General features: G+C 61.6%; 21 protein-coding genes. 13 read left to right on the plus strand and 8 right to left on the minus strand.

Features of this window, described 5'->3' with window-relative positions; translation table 11 throughout:
* Positions 1-7: 7 nt before the first annotated feature.
* A complete protein-coding gene (locus CRO06_RS01710) occupies positions 8-2,497 on the minus strand; it encodes a TonB-dependent receptor (RefSeq protein ID WP_097057591.1) in 2,490 nt (829 codons plus the stop codon).
* A gap of 319 nt (positions 2,498-2,816) precedes the next feature.
* Here CRO06_RS01710 and CRO06_RS01715 point away from each other — a divergent pair, with 319 nt between their 5' ends.
* Together CRO06_RS01715 and CRO06_RS01720 are read left to right on the plus strand one after the other, a co-directional pair.
* The gene (locus CRO06_RS01715; protein WP_097057592.1) at positions 2,817-3,719 is read left to right on the plus strand and encodes a GGDEF domain-containing protein; all 903 of its coding nucleotides are present in this window, start codon (positions 2,817-2,819) and stop codon (positions 3,717-3,719) included.
* Positions 3,720-3,721: 2 nt separating this feature from the next.
* Positions 3,722-4,789, plus strand: coding sequence for an AraC family transcriptional regulator (locus tag CRO06_RS01720; RefSeq protein WP_097057593.1), 1,068 nt, complete (start codon positions 3,722-3,724; stop codon positions 4,787-4,789).
* On the opposite strand, the gene CRO06_RS01725 is transcribed toward CRO06_RS01720, so the two are convergent.
* Complete coding sequence (locus tag CRO06_RS01725) at positions 4,784-5,827, minus strand: metal-dependent hydrolase (protein ID WP_022994870.1); 1,044 nt, start codon at positions 5,825-5,827, stop codon at positions 4,784-4,786. The genes CRO06_RS01720 and CRO06_RS01725 overlap by 6 nt on opposite strands.
* A 423-nt stretch (positions 5,828-6,250) precedes the next feature.
* On the opposite strand from CRO06_RS01725, the gene cfa reads away from it, so the two are divergent.
* From cfa to CRO06_RS01755, 5 genes are all read left to right on the plus strand, one after another.
* On the plus strand, positions 6,251-7,411 hold the full coding sequence (gene cfa / locus CRO06_RS01730) for a cyclopropane fatty acyl phospholipid synthase (protein WP_097057594.1): 1,161 nt from the start codon (positions 6,251-6,253) through the stop codon (positions 7,409-7,411).
* A gap of 118 nt (positions 7,412-7,529) precedes the next feature.
* On the plus strand, positions 7,530-8,039 hold the full coding sequence (locus CRO06_RS01735; protein ID WP_022994868.1) for an RNA polymerase sigma factor: 510 nt from the start codon (positions 7,530-7,532) through the stop codon (positions 8,037-8,039).
* Positions 8,036-8,977, plus strand: a complete 942-nt coding sequence (locus CRO06_RS01740; RefSeq protein WP_097057595.1) for a FecR family protein — start codon at positions 8,036-8,038, stop codon at positions 8,975-8,977. Before CRO06_RS01735 ends, CRO06_RS01740 begins: the two co-directional genes overlap by 4 nt.
* 226 nt (positions 8,978-9,203) lie before the next feature.
* Positions 9,204-11,531 carry a TonB-dependent siderophore receptor gene (locus CRO06_RS01745; RefSeq protein WP_097057596.1) on the plus strand — a complete coding sequence of 776 codons (2,328 nt, stop codon included), beginning with the start codon at positions 9,204-9,206 and terminating at the stop codon, positions 11,529-11,531.
* A gap of 279 nt (positions 11,532-11,810) precedes the next feature.
* A complete protein-coding gene (locus tag CRO06_RS01755; RefSeq protein ID WP_097057598.1) occupies positions 11,811-12,962 on the plus strand; it encodes a lipid A deacylase LpxR family protein in 1,152 nt (383 codons plus the stop codon).
* 207 nt (positions 12,963-13,169) lie between these two features.
* Here the strand turns inward: CRO06_RS01755 and CRO06_RS01760 are convergent, their stop codons facing one another.
* Genes CRO06_RS01760 through CRO06_RS01775 form a run of 4 tightly spaced genes read right to left on the minus strand, consistent with a single transcriptional unit; the run spans position 13,170 to position 15,400 of the window.
* Positions 13,170-13,544 (minus strand): sirohydrochlorin chelatase, encoded by a 375-nt coding sequence (locus tag CRO06_RS01760; RefSeq protein WP_022994863.1) that lies wholly within the window; start codon positions 13,542-13,544, stop codon positions 13,170-13,172.
* A 23-nt stretch (positions 13,545-13,567) separates the two neighbouring features.
* Positions 13,568-13,804: a DUF3820 family protein gene (locus CRO06_RS01765; RefSeq protein WP_022994862.1), complete on the minus strand. Its 237-nt coding sequence runs from the start codon at positions 13,802-13,804 to the stop codon at positions 13,568-13,570.
* 46 nt (positions 13,805-13,850) lie between these two features.
* Complete coding sequence (locus tag CRO06_RS01770) at positions 13,851-14,477, minus strand: cation efflux transmembrane domain-containing protein (RefSeq protein WP_063141029.1); 627 nt, start codon at positions 14,475-14,477, stop codon at positions 13,851-13,853.
* A 14-nt stretch (positions 14,478-14,491) separates the two neighbouring features.
* Positions 14,492-15,400 (minus strand): cation diffusion facilitator family transporter, encoded by a 909-nt coding sequence (locus CRO06_RS01775; RefSeq protein ID WP_022994860.1) that lies wholly within the window; start codon positions 15,398-15,400, stop codon positions 14,492-14,494.
* A gap of 141 nt (positions 15,401-15,541) precedes the next feature.
* Here CRO06_RS01775 and CRO06_RS01780 point away from each other — a divergent pair, with 141 nt between their 5' ends.
* Entirely contained in the window at positions 15,542-15,964 is a 423-nt protein-coding gene (locus tag CRO06_RS01780; RefSeq protein ID WP_097057599.1) for a MerR family transcriptional regulator, read from the plus strand.
* A gap of 127 nt (positions 15,965-16,091) precedes the next feature.
* Positions 16,092-17,321 carry a sodium:proton antiporter NhaD gene (gene nhaD / locus CRO06_RS01785; RefSeq protein WP_022994858.1) on the plus strand — a complete coding sequence of 410 codons (1,230 nt, stop codon included), beginning with the start codon at positions 16,092-16,094 and terminating at the stop codon, positions 17,319-17,321.
* Positions 17,322-17,327: 6 nt separating this feature from the next.
* On the opposite strand, the gene CRO06_RS01790 is transcribed toward nhaD, so the two are convergent.
* Both CRO06_RS01790 and CRO06_RS01795 read right to left on the minus strand, forming a co-directional pair.
* The gene (locus CRO06_RS01790; RefSeq protein WP_055100474.1) at positions 17,328-18,131 is read right to left on the minus strand and encodes a DODA-type extradiol aromatic ring-opening family dioxygenase; all 804 of its coding nucleotides are present in this window, start codon (positions 18,129-18,131) and stop codon (positions 17,328-17,330) included.
* Positions 18,132-18,459: 328 nt separating this feature from the next.
* Complete coding sequence (locus tag CRO06_RS01795) at positions 18,460-18,654, minus strand: hypothetical protein (RefSeq protein WP_022994856.1); 195 nt, start codon at positions 18,652-18,654, stop codon at positions 18,460-18,462.
* A 252-nt stretch (positions 18,655-18,906) separates the two neighbouring features.
* Here CRO06_RS01795 and CRO06_RS01800 point away from each other — a divergent pair, with 252 nt between their 5' ends.
* The 4 genes from CRO06_RS01800 to vapC all read left to right on the plus strand — a co-directional run bounded on the left by CRO06_RS01800 (position 18,907) and on the right by vapC (position 21,776).
* A complete protein-coding gene (locus CRO06_RS01800) occupies positions 18,907-20,367 on the plus strand; it encodes a protein adenylyltransferase SelO (protein ID WP_097057600.1) in 1,461 nt (486 codons plus the stop codon).
* A gap of 74 nt (positions 20,368-20,441) precedes the next feature.
* Complete coding sequence (locus CRO06_RS01805) at positions 20,442-21,071, plus strand: hypothetical protein (protein WP_097057601.1); 630 nt, start codon at positions 20,442-20,444, stop codon at positions 21,069-21,071.
* A gap of 121 nt (positions 21,072-21,192) precedes the next feature.
* A complete protein-coding gene (locus CRO06_RS01810; RefSeq protein WP_097057602.1) occupies positions 21,193-21,387 on the plus strand; it encodes a type II toxin-antitoxin system VapB family antitoxin in 195 nt (64 codons plus the stop codon).
* The gene (vapC, locus tag CRO06_RS01815; RefSeq protein WP_097057603.1) at positions 21,384-21,776 is read left to right on the plus strand and encodes a type II toxin-antitoxin system VapC family toxin; all 393 of its coding nucleotides are present in this window, start codon (positions 21,384-21,386) and stop codon (positions 21,774-21,776) included. The genes CRO06_RS01810 and vapC overlap by 4 nt, the downstream gene beginning before the upstream one ends.
* Positions 21,777-21,778 lie beyond the last annotated feature (2 nt).

Consider the following 21,778-nt stretch of genomic DNA (forward strand, 5'->3'; position numbering starts at 1 on the left):
CGGCTCCTCAGTAATGCTTCAGGGACAGGCCCAGTTTGTAGGTGGCACCGTACTCTTCGTACTGCGCGTTGTAGCGTTCCCTGCCGGTGTAGGCATAGAAGGGTTCGTCGGTCAGGTTGATCGCCTCGAAGGTCAGTTGCAGCTGTTCGGTCAGGAAATAATGGCCGGTGAAATCCAGTTGAACGTGATCGTCCACGTGAATGTCGTAGCGCTTGTCCAAAGGATCCTGCACTTCCTGAAGATAGTTTCCGGTGTAGTTGGCGGCCAGCCGCAGGCTGAGCTTGCGGGTCTCGTACCCCACCATAAGATTGGCGGTAAGGTCCGACTGGCTCGGCAAGGCGATGGTGCGATCCCGGTACCCCCCGGCATCCTCGTCATAAGCGCGAATGCGCGCCTCGGAATCAACCAGAGTGGCGTTGGCACCGACCAACAGGCCATTGAACGGCGCCGGCAAGCCGCTGAAGGTTTTCGAGTAGGCCAGCTCCAGACCGTACAGGGAAGCACTGTCGCCATTTTCAAATGTCTCCGCCTCATCGTACATTTCGTATCCGCTGGCGCCGCCCACATCGGTGCGATACACGAAATTCTTCAGATCCTTATAGAACAGGAAGGCGGAGACCACACCAGCGCGCCCCATGTAATGCTCGATGCCCAGATCGTAGTTGTCCGCTTCCAGGGACTTGAGCCCCGGATTGCCGAAACTGGCCTCGTCACCGTCGATTTCATAACCTGGTGATAATTGCTCGAAGGTGGGTCGCACCACACTCTGGGTGAACGCCGCCCGGACCTGGGTATCCGGCCCCAGCCGGTAACGCAGATGCAGCGCCGGCAGCCAGTGCCGTTCATCCTCGTTGAAGCGATTGGCGACGATATCGCCATCTTCCACGCCGTACCCTCTGGCGGAGAAATCCGTGCTCTGATAGCGCACTCCGCCCAGCACCCGCAGATCCCCCACATCCACGGTGCCCATCACATAGGCTGCCCGGCTGTCCTCGGAGATGTCGTAGTCCTCGATGGCGGAGGCCTCATCGTCCCGCTCGCCAGGTCCACTGAGTAGATTGTCCACGCTGGTATCGATACCCGATCCCATCTCACCCAGCCCATAGTCCACATCCTTGGCAAAATCCGACAGATTGCCATCGGGCTCGTAGATCCAGGTTTCGGCGTCCGACTCCTTGTCCCGGCGGGCCACCTTGCCGCCGAACTTGAGGGTGGCGAAGTGCTGGTTCCACATCAGATCACGGGTGAAATCCAACTTCAGGTCGGTTTGCCGGTCCTTGGTGTCACTCTGGGCGACCTCCACTTCGTCCAGCTCATACAAGGCATCGTCGAAAAAACCGGACGGGAAAACCGGGCGGGGTTTACGACTACCATGATAGCCACCATCGTCGAACTCGGCGGCAAACACGGCGCCACCGGTATGGCGGGGCTCGTCCTCGCTGGCCCGGCTGTGACCGATACGGTACTCCATGGCCCAGTCATTCCAGCGTTGCTCACCGCCGAACACCACCGAGGTGATCTTCTGGGTTTCCTCGCGGTTCTTCAGCTCTTTCTGTACTTCCACGGCGCCGGTTTCGTTGGGCGCCATGGCTTCCTCGAAGCCGAACACGTTGGCCTGACGGATTTCCTCATCCCGGAAACGGCTGTGCAGGGTACGCAAGTAATAGCGGCTGTTGTCGTTGGGCAGGTAATCGAAGTTCAACGCCAGACCGAGCCGTTCCCGAGTGATGGTGTAATCCCGCTGTTCGAATTCCTCCAGCCGCGCATCACCGTCATCAAAGTCCCAGCCGCCACCGGTTTCCACGTTATCGGAACCGAAGTCGCGCTCGGACCAGCTGAACGCCGCCGCCACGCCGAAATTATCCTCACCGGAGCCGATACTGAAGCGATTGCTGAAAGCGGCGGACAATTCCGGGCTGGTTTCATCCATCAGCTCGTTGTAACTGCCCTTTCCGGTCACCGAATAGTAAAGGCCGGGGCGGTCGAAAGCCGACAGGCTCCGCACCTGTACCGTCCCGCCGAGGGAATTGGCGTCCATGTCCGGCGTCAGGGTCTTCACCACGGTGAGCGATTCCAGCAGATCCGCCGGCACCACATCCAGAGCCACCGCCCGGCGCCCCGCCTCCGGCGCCGGAATCTGTACGCCATCCACATCCACCGCGTTGTAGTCCGGCGCCAGACCACGCACCCGCACGAAGCGGCCCTCGCCCTGGTCCCGTTCGATGGAGACACCGGGCAGGCGTTGCAGTGATTCCGACACGTTGGTATCCGGCAACTGACCGATGGCATCGGCGCTCACCGTGGTCTGGATGTTGTCGGCCGCGCGTTGGCTGGCCAGCGCCTCTTCCACACTGGCGCTTTGGCCGACCACTTCCACCGCCTGCAGACGGTGGCTCTCCACGCTCTCTTCAGCGCCGGCGCCTTGCGCCAGGGCACCGATCACCGAGGCCAGTAACGTACGTTTCAAAACAGGTGTATTCAGTTGATAGCGGGTCATGTGTCCCCCAAGGCAGTCAGCAACGTCATCCGCGTTGCACGGAACCTAGGCAGAGGCCATGTCACTTCCGTTACACCCCGTGGCCAGCCCCCTGGTTATCAGGGCTTTGAGCGGCATTTCCGGCCCGCGCTGAGCCGATCACACCCTCCCGTCCGGACGATTTACCGGCATTGACGCCGTCTCAGGCTCGGTCCAGCACGGCGAAAACACCGATGCCATGAGCTGATCCGACCCCCTGCGTCGACGGCACCGATCCTGTCACGCCGATGCAATGCCCACGGCGTAGGAAGGGTAGGAGTTCAAAAAGGAGTAATGACGGATGTGGGGATTCGCACTGCATCGATGGAAGTGGTTCGGTCTACTGACCATCGCCTCGGCGATTCTGGCGCTCAATACATTGACCGGCACCCTGAAGCCGATGGCCGAGGTGGTCTGGCTGGATATCGCCGGCGAAGGCGGCGCCGCCCTGCTGGTTCTGATCTGGCTGGCCCTGATGCTCAACAGCCGGCCCGCCGGCCGTGTCACCAACCTTCTGGCACTGGGGCTCAGCGGTATTTTCGTGGCCTACTGGCAGGACGTCATGGACGAGGTCATTCAACTGCCGGCCACCATAGTCTGGGATCACTGGCTGGAATCCGGAGCCATGCCGGTGGGCATGTTGCTGCTGACACTGGGTCTGTATCACTGGCACAAGGAGCAACAGGCGATCTGCGATCAGCTGCGTAAGCGGGAAAAGCTGTTCCGGGAGCACCGGGATTTTGATCGTCTGACCCCGCTCACCCGGGCCGGTTATCTGCGCGAACATCTGGCCCTCGCTTCCCGCTGTGCCGCCCCCCCGGTTCTGTTGATGATGGAATTGCCGGACTTCGATGCCCACCGCCGCCATCTCGGCGAGCGGGACAGCCAACGGCTATTGCAGGAAGTAGCCGAATTGCTGTTGCTGAACCTGCGCCGCAACGACTTGCTGTGCCGCTACGCCGGCCACCGTTTCGCCGCGTTACTGACCGATATCGACGCCAGGCAGGCGTTGGATCTGGCGCGGGAACTGGAACAAGCGGTGGCGGCTTTCGCCTTCAAGAGCGGTCAGGGCCGCACGCATTATTCACAGCTGGTGGTGGCCATCACCGAGGCCGGCGCGGACCCCCCCGAGGCCTGGCTGGAGCGCGCCAACCGGGATCTGGATGAAGTCCGCCGGCGGCGGGCGGCGAACGTCGCGGCCTGATCATGCGCGGCGGCTCTCACCACCATATCGGTTATCAGCGGGACGACCGTTTCATCCCCTGTCACCATCACCCGGCGCTGTTGCTGGAGATGGTGCGCGAACCGGGGCTGGACGATCACAAGGCGCTCAGACATACCGGCTTGTTTCCCGATGATCTTCTGGATACCAGCGCGCGTTTGTCGCCGCGCCAATACCTGCAACTGGTGCATAACATTCGCCGCCTGCACCCTGATCCCGAGCTCGGCTTCCGCTATGGGCAGACATTGCTTCCCGGCCACTATGGCGCGATCAGCACGCTGCTCGGCAACGCCGCCCATCTGGATCAGGCGCTCATCACCCTGGAGGATTATCAGCCTCTGATCACACCACTACTGGCGCCCCGCATCATCCGTACCGGCGAATATTGTTGCGTGCAGTGGCTGGACAGCTGTGGCGCGGGGAATGAGTACCGGTTTCTGGTGGAGAGCATGATGTCAGCCCTGGCCTCGGTGACCCGCTGGCTCAGCGGCGGACCGTTGCCGTGGACCTTCCAATTCAGCTACCCGCAACCGGACTATCCGGAGCACTATCAGGTCTACCTCGGCTCCCAGCTGTACTTCGAAGCGCAAATGGATGCCATGCTGATTCCCGCCCATTATCTGAATCAGCCCTGGCCCAGGGGCTCGCACACCGCGCGGGCGGTTTCCGAGCAACAATGCCAAGAACAACAGTTGGCCCTGGGATGCGACACCAGTCTGGTTCACCAACTCTATCTGGCGCTGATCGAACGCATCCGCGAGCCGCCATCCCTGGATACCGCAGCGCGGGAACTGGGCCTGAGTCCGGCCACGTTAAAACGCAAACTCAAACACCATGGCACTCACTTTCAGGACCTGCTGGACCGGGCGCGCAAGCATACCGCTCTGCATCTTTTGCAGTTTTATGGCTACAACAGTGAACAGGTGGCGCGCTATTTGCGCTTCAACGACAACACCAATTTCCGCCGCTCGTTCAAGCGCTGGACCGGCCTCACCCCGAGCGCCTGCCAACAGCTGGTGGACCGCGCCATGACCGCGCTGAAACCGCTATAACGCCGTGTCCAGGCAATCCGCCGGTGCCTCCCCCAGTTGCAGGGTACGCAGACAAAGCACCGGCTTGATGGCGAACGTACGCCGCCATAACTTGGACCACATTCCATCATGAATTCTGACATCGCTCAGACGAGTGCTTGGCAAAGGCCGCCAGTCATCACCATCAAATGCCGCCAGCACAAAACGGAACGGATGGGCGCCCGGAACCCCAAGGCGGACGTCCGTCACCACCAGTTGTTCCTGCTCGCGCTGATAATCCAGCAGACCGCCGGTAAACCAGGCCAGCCGTCGCGCTTCCGGCAGCCCGGCGGCGACCGCCTCAAGCTCCCGATGACGCGGAAACCGTTCCAGCGTCATGCTGCCTGGGTGATCCAATACACCGGTGACCATTTCCAGGCGCTGATCATCGGTCAGCGCGGTGGCCCGCCAAAGCAGAGTCGAGAATGGCATGGGCTGCACCAGCAACCGTTGCGGTGTGACACCGATACCGGCCAGTTCGGCGCGCACCCGCTGCGTCATCCACTGCTGGGCGGCCAGGCTCCAGATCAGATAGGCGCTGGACAAGGTCAGCCCCAACGCCAACGCCCGCCGCGACGGCGGCCGCCACAGCGCCACCAGCACCGCCAATAGCAATGGCAGGGTGTATAACGGGTCGATGATGAACACACTGCTCAACGCCACCGGTTCACCAAGGGGCCACCACAATTGGGTACCGTAGGTGGTGAAGGCATCGAGCAAAGGGTGGGTAAGCAACACCAGAGCGGTGAACGCCCACCAGCGTGCCGGCGACACATCACGCCAACGGCGAGACAACAGGATCGCCAGCAACAGCGAAAAAGGCGTCAGCACCAGCAAGGAGTGACTGAACCCGCGATGCTCGGAAAAATTCGCCACCGCGCTGCCGTAGTCGATCAACACATCCAGATCCGGCAAGGTCGCCAGCAGCGCCCCGCCGAGGATCGCGCCACGCGGGAAACGGCGCCCCAAAACGGCGCCGCCCAAGGCTCCCCCCAGGACCGCCTGAGTCAGAGAATCCATTGCTTTTCCTTCCTTTCTTGCCTTTTCCGGCTCGGACGGCCACGCCTATGAATCCCATAGTTTTGATACATAACGGCGATAACCCCATGAATTAATTTGAAAAAAATCAGGCACTCAAACAGCGAAGCGATAACGAAGGGCTTGCACCCGTGATCAGACCGTCAAAGAATGGGGAACGCGCGTTTAATCCGCCCGTGCGAAGAATCGGATTATTGCGCCATGGCACAGGGAGAGGCCACCGCCAATCGACGATTGGCACGACCCCGGGGAGGCCGGAGCCGTGTAGTACTGCATCCGCCGTTCCCGGATGACGGTGACATCCGGCAGGGAAACACGCTTCATCGTCGCACAATAATCAGGGCAATGGGCAGCCAAGCTGCAGCCCGTGACCCATGCAGTTCATCACCCGAAGGGAGGCACTGTATGTTAGGTTCACGCAGCCGGGACGACACCACCCACACCGGTTCCCGCTCCATCGACGCGATGATTTCCGAGATCCTCGCCAACGCCGACATTCAGATCAATGGCCGGCGTCCCTGGGATCTGCATCTTCACCATCCCGATACTTTGTCCCGATTCGCCGCGCAACGTTCCCTCGGGCTTGGCGAATCGTACATGGACGGCTGGTGGGACTGTGACGCCATTGATGAATTCATCACCCGCATCCTGCGCGCCGGCGCCGACGGCATCAGTCAGCCGCGCTGGATGGTGGCGGTACAGCTGGCGGGCTATGCGCTACGCAACCGGCAAAGCCTGCGCCGCTCCCGGCAAGTGGCGGAGAAACACTACGATCTGGACAACCATCTGTTTCAGCTGATGCTGGATCCGACCATGGCCTACAGTTGCGGCTACTGGAAGGACGCAGCCACCCTGCACGAAGCCCAGCAGGCCAAACTTGATCTGATCTGCCGCAAGCTGGAGCTGGAACCGGGCATGACCCTGCTCGACATCGGTTGCGGCTGGGGTTCACTGGTGGAGCACGCCACCCGCCATTACGGCGTGCGCGCCCATGGCGTCACCGTCTCCAGCGAACAGGCGGACTTGGCCCGCGAGCGCTGTAAGGAACTGCCGGTTGAGATCATGCTCAAGGATTACCGCACCGTCACCGGGCACTACGATCGGGTGGTGTCGGTGGGTATGTTCGAGCACGTCGGACGCCGCAACTATCACACCTTCATGAAAACCGCCGCCAACCTGCTCAAGGACCGCGGCCTGATGCTGCTGCATACCATTGGCAACAACCTCAGCAGCGCCGCCCATGATGCCTGGATCGACAAGTATATTTTCCCCAACGGTGAGCTGCCCTCGATCAAACAGATCGCCCGCGCCGCCGAGCCCTTCTATGTGGTGGAGGATATACAGAACTTCGGCCCCGACTACGCCAGGACCCTGAAAGCCTGGGACGCCAACTTCCAGGCCAACTGGGATCAGCTCAAGGACCGCTACGACGATCGCTTCTTCCGCATGTGGCACTATTACCTGAATGTCTGCGCCGGCGGCTTCCGCGCCCGCCACATTCAGCTGTGGCAATGGGTGTTCAGCAAGCCCGGCCAGCGCTCCCGCACCTATCACGCCCCTCGTTGATGTTCTCCACTCTCCGCTCTTCTCTGCTCGGGTGCCGCTGGCGCCCGGGCGGGGATATCGGCATAATTGCGCCCTGATTCGGAATCATTATCATTTAACGTAATCCGGGCGGACCTCCATGCAAGCGGATCCCCGCGACCATCTGTTCCAGCAGCATGCGGCGGAACTCACCGGCTATCTGAACCGGCGTCTGCAATCACCGGAACTGGCCGCCGAGTTATGCCAGGAAGTGTATCTGCGCCTGCGGCGGGTGCCACGCCACCAAGCGCTGGACAACCCCCGCGCCTTCCTGTTCCGCATCGCCCGCAACCTGCTCATCGATCACCTGCGCCAGCAAAACGGCCAACCCACCGCCATCACCCTGCAGGAGGCCGCCGAGGACCTGGAAAGCCCCGCCCCGGACCCGGAAACCGCCGCCAGCGACGCCCAGGTGCTCGACAGCCTGCGTGAAGCGCTCGGCGAATTACCCCATCATGTGCGCCAGGCCCTGCTCTGGAATCGGCTGGAAGGGCTCACGCAAAAGGAGATCGCCGGCCGGCTCGGGGTATCCGAACGGATGGTCGGCAAGTATATTCTGCGCGCCCTCAACCATTGTCAGGCGCGCCTGGCCTGGGAAGCACAAGGATGAGTCCAATGCAGGAACACCGCCCTCCACCATTGGATCAGGAAGCCAACCGCTGGCTCGCGCACCTGCATTCCGGCCGGGCCCGGGAACAGGATCACCAGGACCTGGACCGCTGGCGCCAGCGCAGCCCGGCCCATGAAGCGGCCTACCAGCGCGCGCAAACCTTGTGGCGACACCTGGGCGCCCTCTCCCTCGACGGCGTATCCCTCGATAACGGGGCGGAAATGGCCGCGCCACGGCGCCAGCGGCGGCTCCTGCCGCTGGCGCTGGCCGCCGCCGTGGTGCTGGCTCTGGTGTTCCTGGGTCAGTCCCCATGGCGGCTGTGGCGGGCGGACCTGCGCACCGCCGCCGGCGAACAGCTTTCCCGTGACCTGGCCGACGGCAGCCACCTGGTTCTTAATGGCAACAGCGCCGCCAATTGGCACCTGGATGACGTCAGCCGCCGCATAGAGCTGCTGCGCGGCGAGGCCCTGTTCCAGGTGGCCGCGGATCACCAGCGGCCATTCACCGTCCAGGCCGGGGATGCCCGTATTCGCGTCACCGGGACCCGCTTCAATGTCGCCCGCGAGGGTGATGACGTCCTGCTCACCGTCATCGAGGGACAGGTACTGGCCAGCGATCGACGGCACCGGGAAACCCTCAACCCCGGTCAGGCGGTACGCTGGAAAGATGGCGGGCTGCAGGATCCGGTCAGCGTCGACGCGGCGTGGGCCGAGGCCTGGACACGCGGGCGTCTGATCGTGCGCGATCTTCCCCTGGAGGAGGTGGTCCGCCGTCTGGAGCGCTACCAGGACACCCCGATCTGGGTACTCGGCGACGCCCGCCACCGGCGGGTCAGCGGTGTCTTCGACACCGGGGATCCGGCAGCCATGCTCACCGCGCTCGCCGCCAGCCTTTCGATCCACCAGTACCGGCTGCCAGGTCTGATCATTCTGCGCTGACACCAGATCAGGTTCCGCCAACCGCGCCACAAGGCCACTGTGGGAGCTTGTAGCGCGGGCCTCCGCATTTATGTCTTCAATGGAGGGTGACCCCCTCTGAATCACGATGAAGAAAAAATTTCCCCTCCCGGGTTCAGAAATCCGGACCGGCTTCGTCTTCTCCGGCAGTGCAATCTAAATCATTTTCATTCGCAGAATTGCCACAGCACAGGAAACCGAACCGCCCATGAGTCTGACCCCCTTGCGTGCCGCCCTGTTCGGCGCGGTCATTCTGACTTCCGCCGCCCAGGCGGCATCGTTGAACCTGCCCGCCCAGTCCCTGGATCAGGCACTGCTGGATCTGGCCGACGCCACCGGCGTCACGCTGATCTACGACACCGCCCTGATCCGGGGCAAACAAAGCCCGGCCCTGCGCGGCGATTACTCCACCACGGCGGCGCTGGACCAGTTGCTGGCCGGCAGCGGCCTGCGCTACCGGCGCAACGAGGACGGCAGCTACACCCTGGAACCGGCCCCGGCCCAAAGTTCCCGGGCCCAGTCCCCGGCCCGGTCCAACGTGCTGGCTCCGGTGGCGGTGACCGCCCAGGCGGCCACCAAGATCGACCAGCCCACGTTGGAAACAGCGCAGTCCATCTCCGTGGTGCGCCGCGAACAGATCGAGTCCCAGGGCTCGGAAACCGTGCAACAGGCCCTGCGCTATACGCCCGGCGTGTTCACTGATCAGATCGGCGCTTCCAAGCGCTACGACTATGTGGTGATGCGCGGCTTTTCCGACGACAGCATCGACAACATCTACCTGGACGGCCTCAAGACCATGGGCGATCCGGGGACCTTCAATTCGATCCAGGTCGACCCGTACTTCCTGGAGCGGGTGGAAGTGGTCAAAGGCCCGTCCTCGGTGCTGTACGGCCGCGCCTCGCCCGGCGGCCTGGTGAACCTGACCAGCAAGCAACCGCTGTTCGAGACGCGTCAGGAAATCCAGTTCCGTGCCGGCAGCAACGATTACCTCGGCGCCGCTTTCGACTTCGCCGGACCGCTCGGCGACCGTGCCGCTTACCGCATCATCGGCCTCACCGAAGGCGGCGATACCCAGTTTGATCACGTGGAACAGAAGCGCCACGCCATCGCGCCATCGTTCACCATTGATCTGAGCGACCGCACCACTCTGGATCTGATGGCCTATTACCAGGATGACCCGGAAGGCGGCAGTCACAGCGGCCTGCCGGCGGAAGGCACCCTGTACCGCCACAACGGGCGCTATGTTTCCCGGCATTTCTTCGAAGGTGAGCCGGGCTATGAACAGTATGAGCGTACCCAGAAAATGATCGGCTACCGCCTGGAACACGTGATCAACGATACCTTCCGGTTCCGGCAGAACTACCGCTATCTGGAAAGCGACGTGCAATTGCAGCAGGTCTACGCCTATGGCTGGGTCGGCGACAGCAATGAGTTGAACCGCTATTTCTCCGGCGCCGACGAGCACCTCAGTGCCCATGCCGTGGATACACAGTTGCAGGCGGACTTCGATAAATGGGGGCTGCGCCATACCGTGCTGCTGGGTTTCGACTACCAGCACCGTGACGTGGACGCGCTCTGGCTGAGTGGCGCTTTCCCGCCCATCGACGCCTTCGATCCGGTCTATGGCGCGGGGCCGGTGGCGGACTTCGTCCCATCCGACAACGACCGCAAGTTGATCCAGACCGGTATTTACTTGCAGGACACCATGAGTCTCGATAACTGGCGCTTCTCACTGGGCGGCCGTCAGGACTGGGTGCGGACCGCCAATGTGGATGTCGCCAGCGGAGCCCGCTCCAGTCAGAACCGCAGCCGTTTCAGTGGCCGTGCCGGTGTGCTCTATCTGTTCGACAACGGCTTGGCACCCTATGCCAGTTATTCGGAGTCGTTCAATCCCAGCGTCTACACCGACGAAGACGGTAATCCGCTCAAACCCACCGAAGGCACCCAGTATGAAACCGGGGTGAAATACCAGCCGCGTGACGGGCGCGGGATCTATACCCTGTCGCTGTTCCATATCGACCAGGAAAACGTCGCCATTCGCGAACCGCAGGAGGCGATCTATCTGCCCATCGGCCAGATCCGTTCCCGCGGCGTGGAGCTGGAAGCCCAGACCATGGTCACCGACCAACTGGCACTGCAGGCCAGCTACACCTATACGGACATCCGCTACCAGGACGCGGAACAGGACATCGAGGGCAACCGGGTCAACCAGGCACCGCGTCACCAGGCTGCTTTGTGGGGGCAATACCGCTTCAACGACGGCGCTTTGGAAAGTCTTGATGTGGGGCTGGGCGCCCGGGTCGTCACCGACATCGTGGCGGATCGCGCCAATACTCGAACGGTGCCTTCCTACACCCTGTTCGATGCTTCCCTGGGCTACGACCTTAGCCGTATCGGCCTGCACGGCATGGATCTGCGCGTCAACGTCAACAACCTGACGGACAAGGAATACGTAGCGTCCTGCTATTCCCTCGATTACTGCTACATGGGCGCCGAACGCAGCGTCATGGCCACACTCACTTATCGCCTGCGTTAACCTCCGTTCGACACGCCCTCCTTTCCGGTTTTTTCCCAAGAGGGCGCGCATCGATTAAGAAACCCGATCATACCGGTCGGGTTTTTTCTATTTTTCTTATCCTTGTCCGCCTCCATCTTATAGCCATCCCGGTAACCATACTCCGTTGCCGAAGTGAGCATGGTGCTGCGCAGAATCGGGCAATGATCTTCCGGATCCGTTCTACCGCCCATATCAGGCCAGCGCCTATAGTGCCCGTCGCCGGCATCGTCCGGCCATGAACCCTGGAGAAACGACGCCATGACCGTGTTGCCCTCAACGCGGCGAGGCCTTCTATTGCTTATCGCCGCGTCCAGCCTTGCTCTGCTGACCGCCGCCGCCCACGCCCAACCCGCCGTGTCCGTGGCCGGTCTTGATAGCGAGCCGCGCCTGGCCATGTTGCCTGGCGAAGAACAACGTCCACGCCGCCCGCGTCCGCAACCCAAACAGGAGCGCCCGGCCACGTCCTGGTCGGTGGCACTGGACAACGACATTCTGGTGCCCGGCTCCCGGGATCAGGACTACACCTACGGGCTGAGCTTTTCCTATACCGGCGCCCGGGCCGCCGATGCCTGGTTCTCCCTGGACCGGCCGCTGGGGTGGCTGGACCGGCTGGTGGGGGTGGACGATCGATCACCGGAAGGCATCGACGGCCACAGCATTGAGTTCGGCATGCAGGCGTTCACTCCGGAAGAGGTCAAGATAAAGGACCTGCTGCCCGGTGATCGCCCCTACGCCAGCCTGGTGTATTTGTCTTCCCACCGGGAGCAGATCGACCGTGCCCGCGACCTGGCCTGGCACACCAGCTTCACCCTCGGCGCCCTCGGCCTGCCACTGGTGGGCGAGGCGCAGAACACCGTGCATCGAATCACCGGCAGCAACCGGGCGCGGGGTTGGGATCATCAGATCAGCGACGGCGGCGAACCCACCGCCCGCTACACCGTGGCCCGGCAAAAGTACCTGACACCAGGCCGCCCCAATCTGGAAGTGAAAAGCACGCTGCAAGGATCGGTCGGCTATCTGACCGAGGCACGCTGGAGCCTCAGCTTCCGCGCCGGCCGGCTACACAGTCCCTGGTGGCGGTTCAACCCGGAACTGGCCCGCTACGGCGAAGGCGCCAGCTACGCCAATCCGCCCGGTGGCGTTCAGGAGCACTATGTATGGGGTGGCATCGGTACCGCCGCGCGAGCTTACAACGCCTTCCTGCAAGGCCAGTTCCGTGACAGCGATCTTAGCTATGACCATGATGAAGTGCGTCATTTGGTGGGCGAAGCCTGGCTCGGCTATACCCTGGCCTGGCACAACGGCTGGCGCCTCAGTTATGTGCTGCGCGCGCAGAGCTCCGAGCTGAAGGACGGCCCCGGAGACCGCCACCTGCTGTGGGGCGGCATGGTCATCGCCCATACCTTCTGATCCGAACCGGCAGCCAGTTCACGCAAGACCCGCCTCTTCTCCCGTTGCCAGCGCCGGAATTCCGGCCGGTTCTGGAACGCTGGGAGGATCCGGTGAGGACATCGACAGCGCCGAAGCCCTGGCGGATCGGTACTGGGAGGAAGTCTATTCCAAGGTAGATGTAAGCCAATATGGCTTGTGATCCGATCTTCGTTAATTCAGAGAAGACTACGAAGCCGTTTGCTCTCCCACATGGCGGGCCATGAGGTCCGCCAGATCCGGGGTGCTACCGAGATATTCCAGCAGTTCGATCTTTAGTTCGGGATAGCGCTCCCGCGCCTCGCGCACTTGGGCGGGAATGTCCCGGGCAACATGTTTGCCGCCATTGAAGAACATCGGATAAACGAAGACCTGTTCCACCGGCTGGTGGGCAAGTTGCTGAATCGCTTCATTCAGTGACGGGCTCGCCAACTCCAGGAAGCAGGGCACCACGGCCACGAACCCGGGGCAACGTCGTGCCAGTTGTTCCACCTGGGAGCGGAATTCATCGTTGGCCGCCGCGGCGCGGCTGCCATGGGCCATGACGACCAGTGCCTTGCTCATAACGCTCTCCGGATTCGGGACGACTATGATACCACTCCCGGCCCGGCACCCCGGAACGGCGCCACCAGTTCGGCCAGGCCCTCCACCTTGATGATCATCGCCAGGGCCATCAGCCGCCCCAGCTCGCCCTTGGGAAAGCCTTTGTCGGCGAACCACAGCAAGTAGGGTTCCGGCAGATCGATGACCGGACAGTTCTGGTATTTACCAAACGGCATGGTGCGTTGGCACACCGCTTTGAGATCCTCGGGTTTGAATTCCATGACGCCCTCGTTTCAACCGTGCCGGTAGCATACATACCGGCCCCGGCTAGCACGAGGAACAACCGCTGCCTTCTCCCCGGCCCTCGGCGTTGGCCTGACGCAGGATCGCCATGGCGCTGTGACAAAACAACGCGGCGATCGCCACCGCCACCGCCAGATCCGGCCAGCGGCTGCCACTGGCCATTACCGCCAGACCGGCGCCGATCACCGCCACATTGGCGATGGCGTCATTGCGGGAACACAACCATACCGAACGGATATTGGCGTCTCCCTGGCGATAGCGCATCAACAACACCAGACTGGTCAGGTTGGCCGCCAGCGCCAGCAAGCCGATGCCGGTCATGGTGTGCCCCGGCGGCGGTGCGCCATTGGTCATCGCCAGCAGACTGTCCGCCAGCACCAGTAACCCCAGCAATAATAACGACGCCCCCTTGATCCGCGCCGCCCGCAACCGCCAGGCCAGAGACTGCCCCAGTGCCCACAACGTCAAAGCATAAGTCGCGCTGTCACCAAGGAAATCCAGCGCGTCGGCGCGTAATGCCCGGGAACCGGAGAACCACCCCACCAGAGCTTCCACCAGAAACAGGGTGATATTGATCAGCAGCACCGCTATCAGTACGCGGCGGTAAGCCGGCGGGGCCTCCGCTTTCAATTCCGGTTCGCAACATGCCATGAAACCGCCCCCTGTCAGCGATGCAGCACGCAGACGTGCTCACTGTCGCCACGCTCCACCTGCAACGTCGTGTGCTCAATACCGAAACGATGGTGCAATTCATCGGCCACGCCATCGACAAAGGCATCATCGGCACCGCCGGGCATCACCAGATGGGCGGTGAGAGCGCTTTCCGTGGTGCTCATGCCCCACACGTGCAGATCGTGAATATCCAGCACTCCGGGCTGATCGCGCAGCCAGGCCTCCACTTCATTCAAATCGATGTGCGCCGGCACCGCGTTCAACGCCAGTTTCAGCGACTCCCTGAGCAGCCCCCAGGTGCCGATCACGATCACCACCACGATCAGCAGGCTGACCACCGGATCCAGCCAGTTCCAGTCGGTCATCAGGATCGCCACGCCGGCGATCACCACGCCCAGGGACACCGCCGCATCCGCCACCAAATGGAGAAACGCGCCGCGAATATTGAGATCGCCCTTGCTGCCCTTGACGAACAGCCAGGCCGAAGCGGCGTTGATCAGAATACCGATGGCGGCGACCACGATCACCGTCATCGACGACACTTCCGGCGGATCAGCAAGACGACGAATGGCATCCCAACTGATGGCGCCACAGGCGATCATCAGGAACATGGCATTGGCCAGGGCGGCCAGAATCGAGCTGCCGCGCAGGCCGTAGGTAAACCGCTGATCCGGTATCTTGCGGGCCAGCAACATGCCCACCCAAGCCACCACCAGGCCCAGCACATCGGACAAATTGTGGCCGGCGTCCGCCATCAGCGCGGAGGATTGCGCCAGAAACCCGTAGATGAACTCCACCACGGTGAAGCCCACGTTCAGTGAAATGGCAATGACGAATGCCTTGCCGAAACTGGCCGGCGCCTGGTGTGAGTGGCCGTGTTCGTGACCATGGTGCGCGTGCATCCGCGTCTCCTCTGGCTTGTGGCGGTCATGTTATCCCCCGGCGGGGCTACAAGACCGCGATTCTTGCGGTTCCGTCCTTGACGGCTGCGATGTCCCCCTATTTGAATACCTGTAGTGGCTACAGCTTCAAGAGGAGACAGTATGTTTTCCATCGGCGATTTGGCCCGGGACACCGGCTGCAAGGCAGAAACCATCCGTTACTACGAACAGATCGGGCTGATGCCCGCACCGGCCCGCAGCGCCGGTAACCAGCGACGCTATACACAGCGGCACCGGGACCGGCTGCATTTCATCCGCCACGCCCGGTCGCTCGGTTTCACCATTGATGATATCCGCGAGTTGCTGTCACTGTCCGACGATAAGCATCGGGATTGTTCCGCCGTGGATGCCCTGGCCCGCCGCCACCGGGACGCGGTCACCGCCCGCATCGAGTCACTGATGACGTTACGCCGGGAGCTGGACCGGATGATCGGCGAATGCGGCGGCGGCGAGGTGGGACAGTGCCGGATCATCGAGGTTCTGCGCGACCACCGGTTGTGTGAGAGCGGGCATCCGTTGGCCTGAACACGCCGATTTCCCCCCGGCGGATGAGGACAGTCCAGGCCCGCACCACGGCCTTGGCCAAAAGGTCGCATGCTTGACCCAAAAGCGCTAGAATCCGCCCCGCTGATTCCTGCCTTGGAAGTCCCCTATGACCGCATTGCTACTTATCCTGGTGGCTCTCGGCTTCCTGTCCATCGTCGTCGAAGACGTGGTTCACATCGACAAGGCCAAGACCACTCTGTTTTTCGGATCCCTGGTTTGGGTTCTGTTCTTTATTGCCCCGCCCTCTCATCTCTCCCATGACGCCCTGATGGAGCAGTTGAACGACCAGCTCCTCGATATTGCCACCCTGTGGCTGTTCCTGATGGCGGCGATGACGTTTGTCGCTTACCTGTCCGGGAAAGGCATTATCGACGGCATCGTCAACAAGCTGATGCCCTCGCGCATGTCCGAGCGCAAGCTGATGATCATGACCGGGCTGTTCGCCTTCCTGTTCTCCTCCATGGCCGACAACATCACCGCTACTCTGGTGTGCATCGCGGTGTTGATGAACCTGCGGCTGCCGGCTAAGAAGTTGCTGCGCTATGTGGTGCTGGTGGTGTTCTCGGTCAACGCCGGCGGAACCGCGCTGATCACCGGTGACGTTACCACGCTGATGATCTTCCTCGCCGACAAGGTGGAGATCGTCGATCTGCTGGTACTGAGTCTGCCGGCCTTCGTCGCGGTCATGAGTCTGGCGTTCATGCTCTCCCTGGGGCTCAAGGGCGACCTGGAGCTGGAAAAACGGGACATCACCTTCGGTCACGGCGACAAAGCGGTGGCGGCACTGTTCTTCATGACCATCCTGACCACCATCGGCGCCAACGTGGCCTTTGGTATTCCGCCGGTGCTGACCTTCCTGTTCGGGCTGTCACTGATGTTCATGGTGGTGCAGTTCATGAACAAGGACGAGCCGGTCCTCGATTACATCCGCAAGATCGAGTTCGACACTCTGCTGTTCTTCCTCGGTGTGCTGCTGCTGGTGGGCATGCTCAAGGAACTGGGCATCCTTGCCTATTTCCCGAAACTGTACGACATCATGCCGACCCTCGCCGCCAACTACGTGGTGGGCATGGTCTCCGCGCTGTTCGACAACGTGCCGTTGACCGCCGCCCTGCTGAAATCCGGTATCGAGATGACATTGCCGCAATGGCTGACCCTGACCTACTCCGTGGGCGTGGGCGGCTCTCTGCTGATCATCGGTTCCGCCGCCGGAGTGGTCGCCATGAGCAAGGTCGAGGAGCTGACCTTCGCCAGCTACCTGCGCTACGCCGGCTATCTGTTCGTCGCCTACACCGTCGGTTTCTTCGGCGTACTGGCCATCGGCGTCATGCTTTGAGTCCGCTCAGTTCCCTGGCTGCCACAGCAGGGAACTGACGCTCATCTCGCCCATGCGTCCCGAGAACACCCGGTCCGCCGGCTTGCCGGCGGCGCCGGCGCACACCAGTGCCGGGAGCAGATGCTCCTCGCGCGGGTGACTGAACGTTCCACCTGGAGCCTGGCGCCAGGCACACAAGCGTTTTCCCCGCTCTTCCTCATCCCAGTCTCCGTTCTGACAGGTCCGCCACAACCACTGCTCGAAATCCCGGTTGGCATTCAATGCTCCCGGCGGATCGCCACGCCCCATCAACACCGCCATGTTATGGAACGAGGAGCCGGAGCCGATCACCGCCACGTCCCGGGCCACCAGCGGCGCCAGAGCACGTCCCAGGCGCCAGTGCGCCCCGGCGTCCAGGGAATCCAACAGCGACATTTCCACCACCGGCACATCCGCCTCCGGATACATCAGCGACAACGGCACGAACAGGCCATGGTCGAAGCCACGCTCACTATCCACCCGTGCCTCGATACCCGCCTCGTGCAGCAGGCTGGCGGCACGGGCAGCCAGGGCCGGATCGCCGGGAGCAGGGTATTGCAGATGGTAAGCGGGCTCGGGAAAGCCGTAATAGTCGTAGACCAGTTGCGGATGGGCACCACCGGTGAACGACGCCACCGGCGCCTCCCAGTGAGCACTGATCAACAGGATCGCCTGTGGACGCGGCACCGCCCCGGACAGTTCACGCAGGGACGCAACCAGTTCCCGTTGCCCCGGATCGCCGAGCAGCGGCAGGGGACCACCACCATGAGTAACATAAGCAACGAATGACATGGATCACTCCCAACACGGATTGTGTTCAGAGTACGGCATCGGCCCCAGGCAAGGGATTCAGCAATTCGTGCGATTACATCAGATTTTTTGTGGCCTGCCGTCCATGGCGGCCACCCTCCGGGACGTCGCGAGCGACGTCAAAAATCGTTCCCGACGATTCTTTGTGGCCTGCCGTCCATGGCGGCCACCCTCCGGGGCGTCGCAAGCGACGTCAAAAACGGCTCCTGGCCAACTTCCCACAGACCAGATCACGAAGCCGCTGTGGGAGCTTGCCTGCAAGCGAATTGTGGGACAGCAAAGCCTCCCAGCGATTTTTGAAGCCACGATATCAATCGTTGCGGCCGATAGTGATGCCACCGATCCGGGTCACGCCGCGCAGGCGCAACAATGCCCAGATCATACCCGCCAGTCCGATGATCGGCGCCAGATAGAGAGTACGGTCGGCGAACAGCATCAGCGCCATGCTGGCGAAAAACATCAGCGCGAAAATGACGAAGAACAGATATAGAGGTTTTTTGTTCATGTTCCGCTACTCCCGGGGAATACCCCATGGAGGGCCGTCCCTGAAAAGGAGAGCCCCATTTTGTTATTATCGGCCCATGCAGGAACGTCAAACGGACCTCCCCGGCCGGATTCATTAATCTTTTCATGGAAGCCGGCGCATTGCGATAGTCCGGTATTCGCTCTTTTCGACCACTTGGTCATGCCTCTTTTCCTCCGCCGCGGTCTGTTACTCTGTCAGACCCCGCACCGGAGTTCCCGACTGGAGTATTCGATGAGCAGTCCTCACGGCTTCCATTTTGACAACGGCTACGCCCGCCTGCCCGAGCGCCTGTTCGCCCGCTGTGAACCGACACCGGTGGCCGCCCCTGTTGGGGTCCTGTTCAACACCGCGCTGGCCGGGCAGTTGGGCCTGGACGCCTCCACTCTGGACAGTCCGGACGGCGCCGCTCTGCTGGCGGGCAATACTCTGGCCGAAGGCAGCGAGCCAATCGCCCAGGCTTACGCCGGCCACCAATTCGGCTACCCGAACATGCTCGGCGATGGCCGCGCCATCCTGCTCGGCGAGCAGCTTACTCCCGATGGCCAGCGTCGCGACATCCAACTCAAAGGCGCCGGCCGGACGCCCTTCTCCCGTGGTGGCGACGGGCGTGCCGCTCTCGGGCCGATGCTGCGGGAATATCTGATCAGCGAAGCAATGCACGCTCTCGGCATTGCCACTACCCGCAGCCTCGCGGTGGTTGCCACCGGAGAGCCGGTATACCGGGAAACCGCTTTGCCCGGTGCCATCCTGACCCGGGTTGCGGCCTCGCATCTGCGCGTGGGCACCTTCCAGTTCGCCGCCGGCCAGCGCGACACCGCACTGCTGGAAACACTGGTGGACTACACGCTGCAGCGCCATTATCCGGAACTCAGGGAGAGCGACAACCAAGCCCTGGCGCTGCTGGACTCGGTAATGGAACGGCAACTGGATCTGATCGTCCACTGGATGCGAGTCGGTTTTATTCACGGCGTGATGAATACCGATAACGTGACGCTCTCCGGCGAGACCATTGACTACGGCCCCTGCGCCTTCATGGACCAGTACCACCCGGACACGGTATTCAGTTCCATCGACCACCAGGGGCGTTACGCCTATGGCAACCAGCCGGCGATTACCCAGTGGAACCTGACCCGCTTCGCTGAAACCCTGTTACCGCTGATCGACACGGACACCGACACCGCGGTGCAAAAAGCCACCAACGTGATCAGGTCCTTCAGCGGACGCTATGACGCCAAATGGCTGGCGATGATGCGTGCCAAGCTGGGCCTGTTCGGAGATGACCCGGTGGACGCCACGCTGATTCAGGATCTGCTGGACTGGATGCAGCGACGCCAGGCGGATTACACCAATACTTTCCGCGATCTGATCGGCGAAACCGCGCCGGTGGAAGGGATCTATCAGGACGAAGCCTTCGAAAACTGGCATCAGCGCTGGCAAGCGCGCTTGAGCCGCAACGCCAAACCGCTCAAGTCCTCGTTCTGTCTGATGCGCAACAACAATCCAGCGGTGATCCCCCGCAACCACAAAGTGGAGGAAGCCCTGAACGCGGCGGTGCGGGATGATGATCTGGGCCCCACGCACCGGCTGCTCGATGCGCTGTCCCACCCTTACCAGGATCGCGATGACATCGATGACTATCGGCAACCGCCGAAACCGACGGAGCGGGTACTGCAAACCTTCTGCGGCACCTGATCGCCGCTTGGGGCACACCGGCAAACCGGGCACCACACACTGACATGGGCCAGCACATCAAGAAGGGAAAAGACATGGACAAGATCAGGCGGGTAGCCACCCCCCTCTTATTCGCGCTGCTCATTCTCGCCGGCTGTGACAACAGCACCGGAGAAACCGGCGACCAGGCGTCTCCCAACGCTTTTCACAGCGACGAGTACGGCATCGGCCTGGCCTATGACAACCACCAGGCCCACGCCGTAACGGAAACCGGCGGTTATTTCGGCGACCCGGCCTGGCGGCTGGATGCCGAAACGGATGCCCCTGGCGATCGGTTGCTGGTATTGCGCCTTAACGACTCCGACGAGATCCTCACTGGCGAGCTGCGCCTTGGTGTCAGCCGGGATCCGGGCCAGCTGGAACGTTGCACCCGGCCCGGCCCCCTGGCGACATCAAGCAAGACCGGCACCACCGAGCTGGACGGCGCGCTCTTCACCACCTATCGGGGAGGTGACGCCGCCATGAACCACTTTCAAAATCTGCGCGCCTATCGTGCCGTACACCATGGCACCTGTTACGCCATTGATCTGGTCCTCCAGGGTACCAACCCGGAAGTGTACGCCCCTCCCCGGGAAGCCCCGTTCAGCCGCGAGGAAGGATTTCAGCGACTGAAAGCTTTGCTTAGTGGCCTGGCCTTCGATGAGAAACCGCGGGGGCGTAGTTAATGGTGTGAGGGAAAGCGCGGAGTAACGACGGCAGACCGGTCATCATATGTCGATTGTCGCCCCCCCCTGGGAAGTGCTAAGTTGTGTGTATACGATTTTACTTTATACACACAGGTGAATTATGAGAACGAACATTGTCATTGACGACCAATTGATGGCTGAAGCCCTTAAGGTGTCCGGTTACGAAACTAAAAAAGAGGCGGTTGAGCAAGGCCTGAAGCTTCTGGTTCGATTGAGCAAACAGCAGGAGATCCGGAAATTGCGCGGCAAGGTCAAGTGGGAAGGAGATCTGGATGAAATGCGGGGGGCCGGATGATACTGGTGGACACCAGCGTCTGGATCGACTATTTCAATGGAATTCACAGACCACAGACCGACCTTCTGGATGCCTTGATTATTGAAGGGTCAGCTGCTATTGGCGACCTCATATTCCTGGAAATCCTGCAAGGAATCCGTAACGATAAGGATTATCGCCAAACGAAAAAAAGCCTGATAGCTCTGGATCAGTATGAGCTGTTTGGTAAAGAAATGGCGGAGAAGTGCGCAAGCAATTACAGAGCACTGCGAAAAAAAGGCATTACAATCAGAAAAACCGCCGATGTCATCATCGCGACATTCTGCATTGAAAACCATCTCCCTCTGCTTTTCCTCGACCGCGACTTCATTCCCTTTGTCGACCACCTTGGGCTTGAATCCGCTCTTTAAGA

This window comes from Alloalcanivorax xenomutans, assembly GCF_900217905.1.
In the GTDB taxonomy this organism is placed as follows: domain Bacteria; phylum Pseudomonadota; class Gammaproteobacteria; order Pseudomonadales; family Alcanivoracaceae; genus Alloalcanivorax; species Alloalcanivorax xenomutans.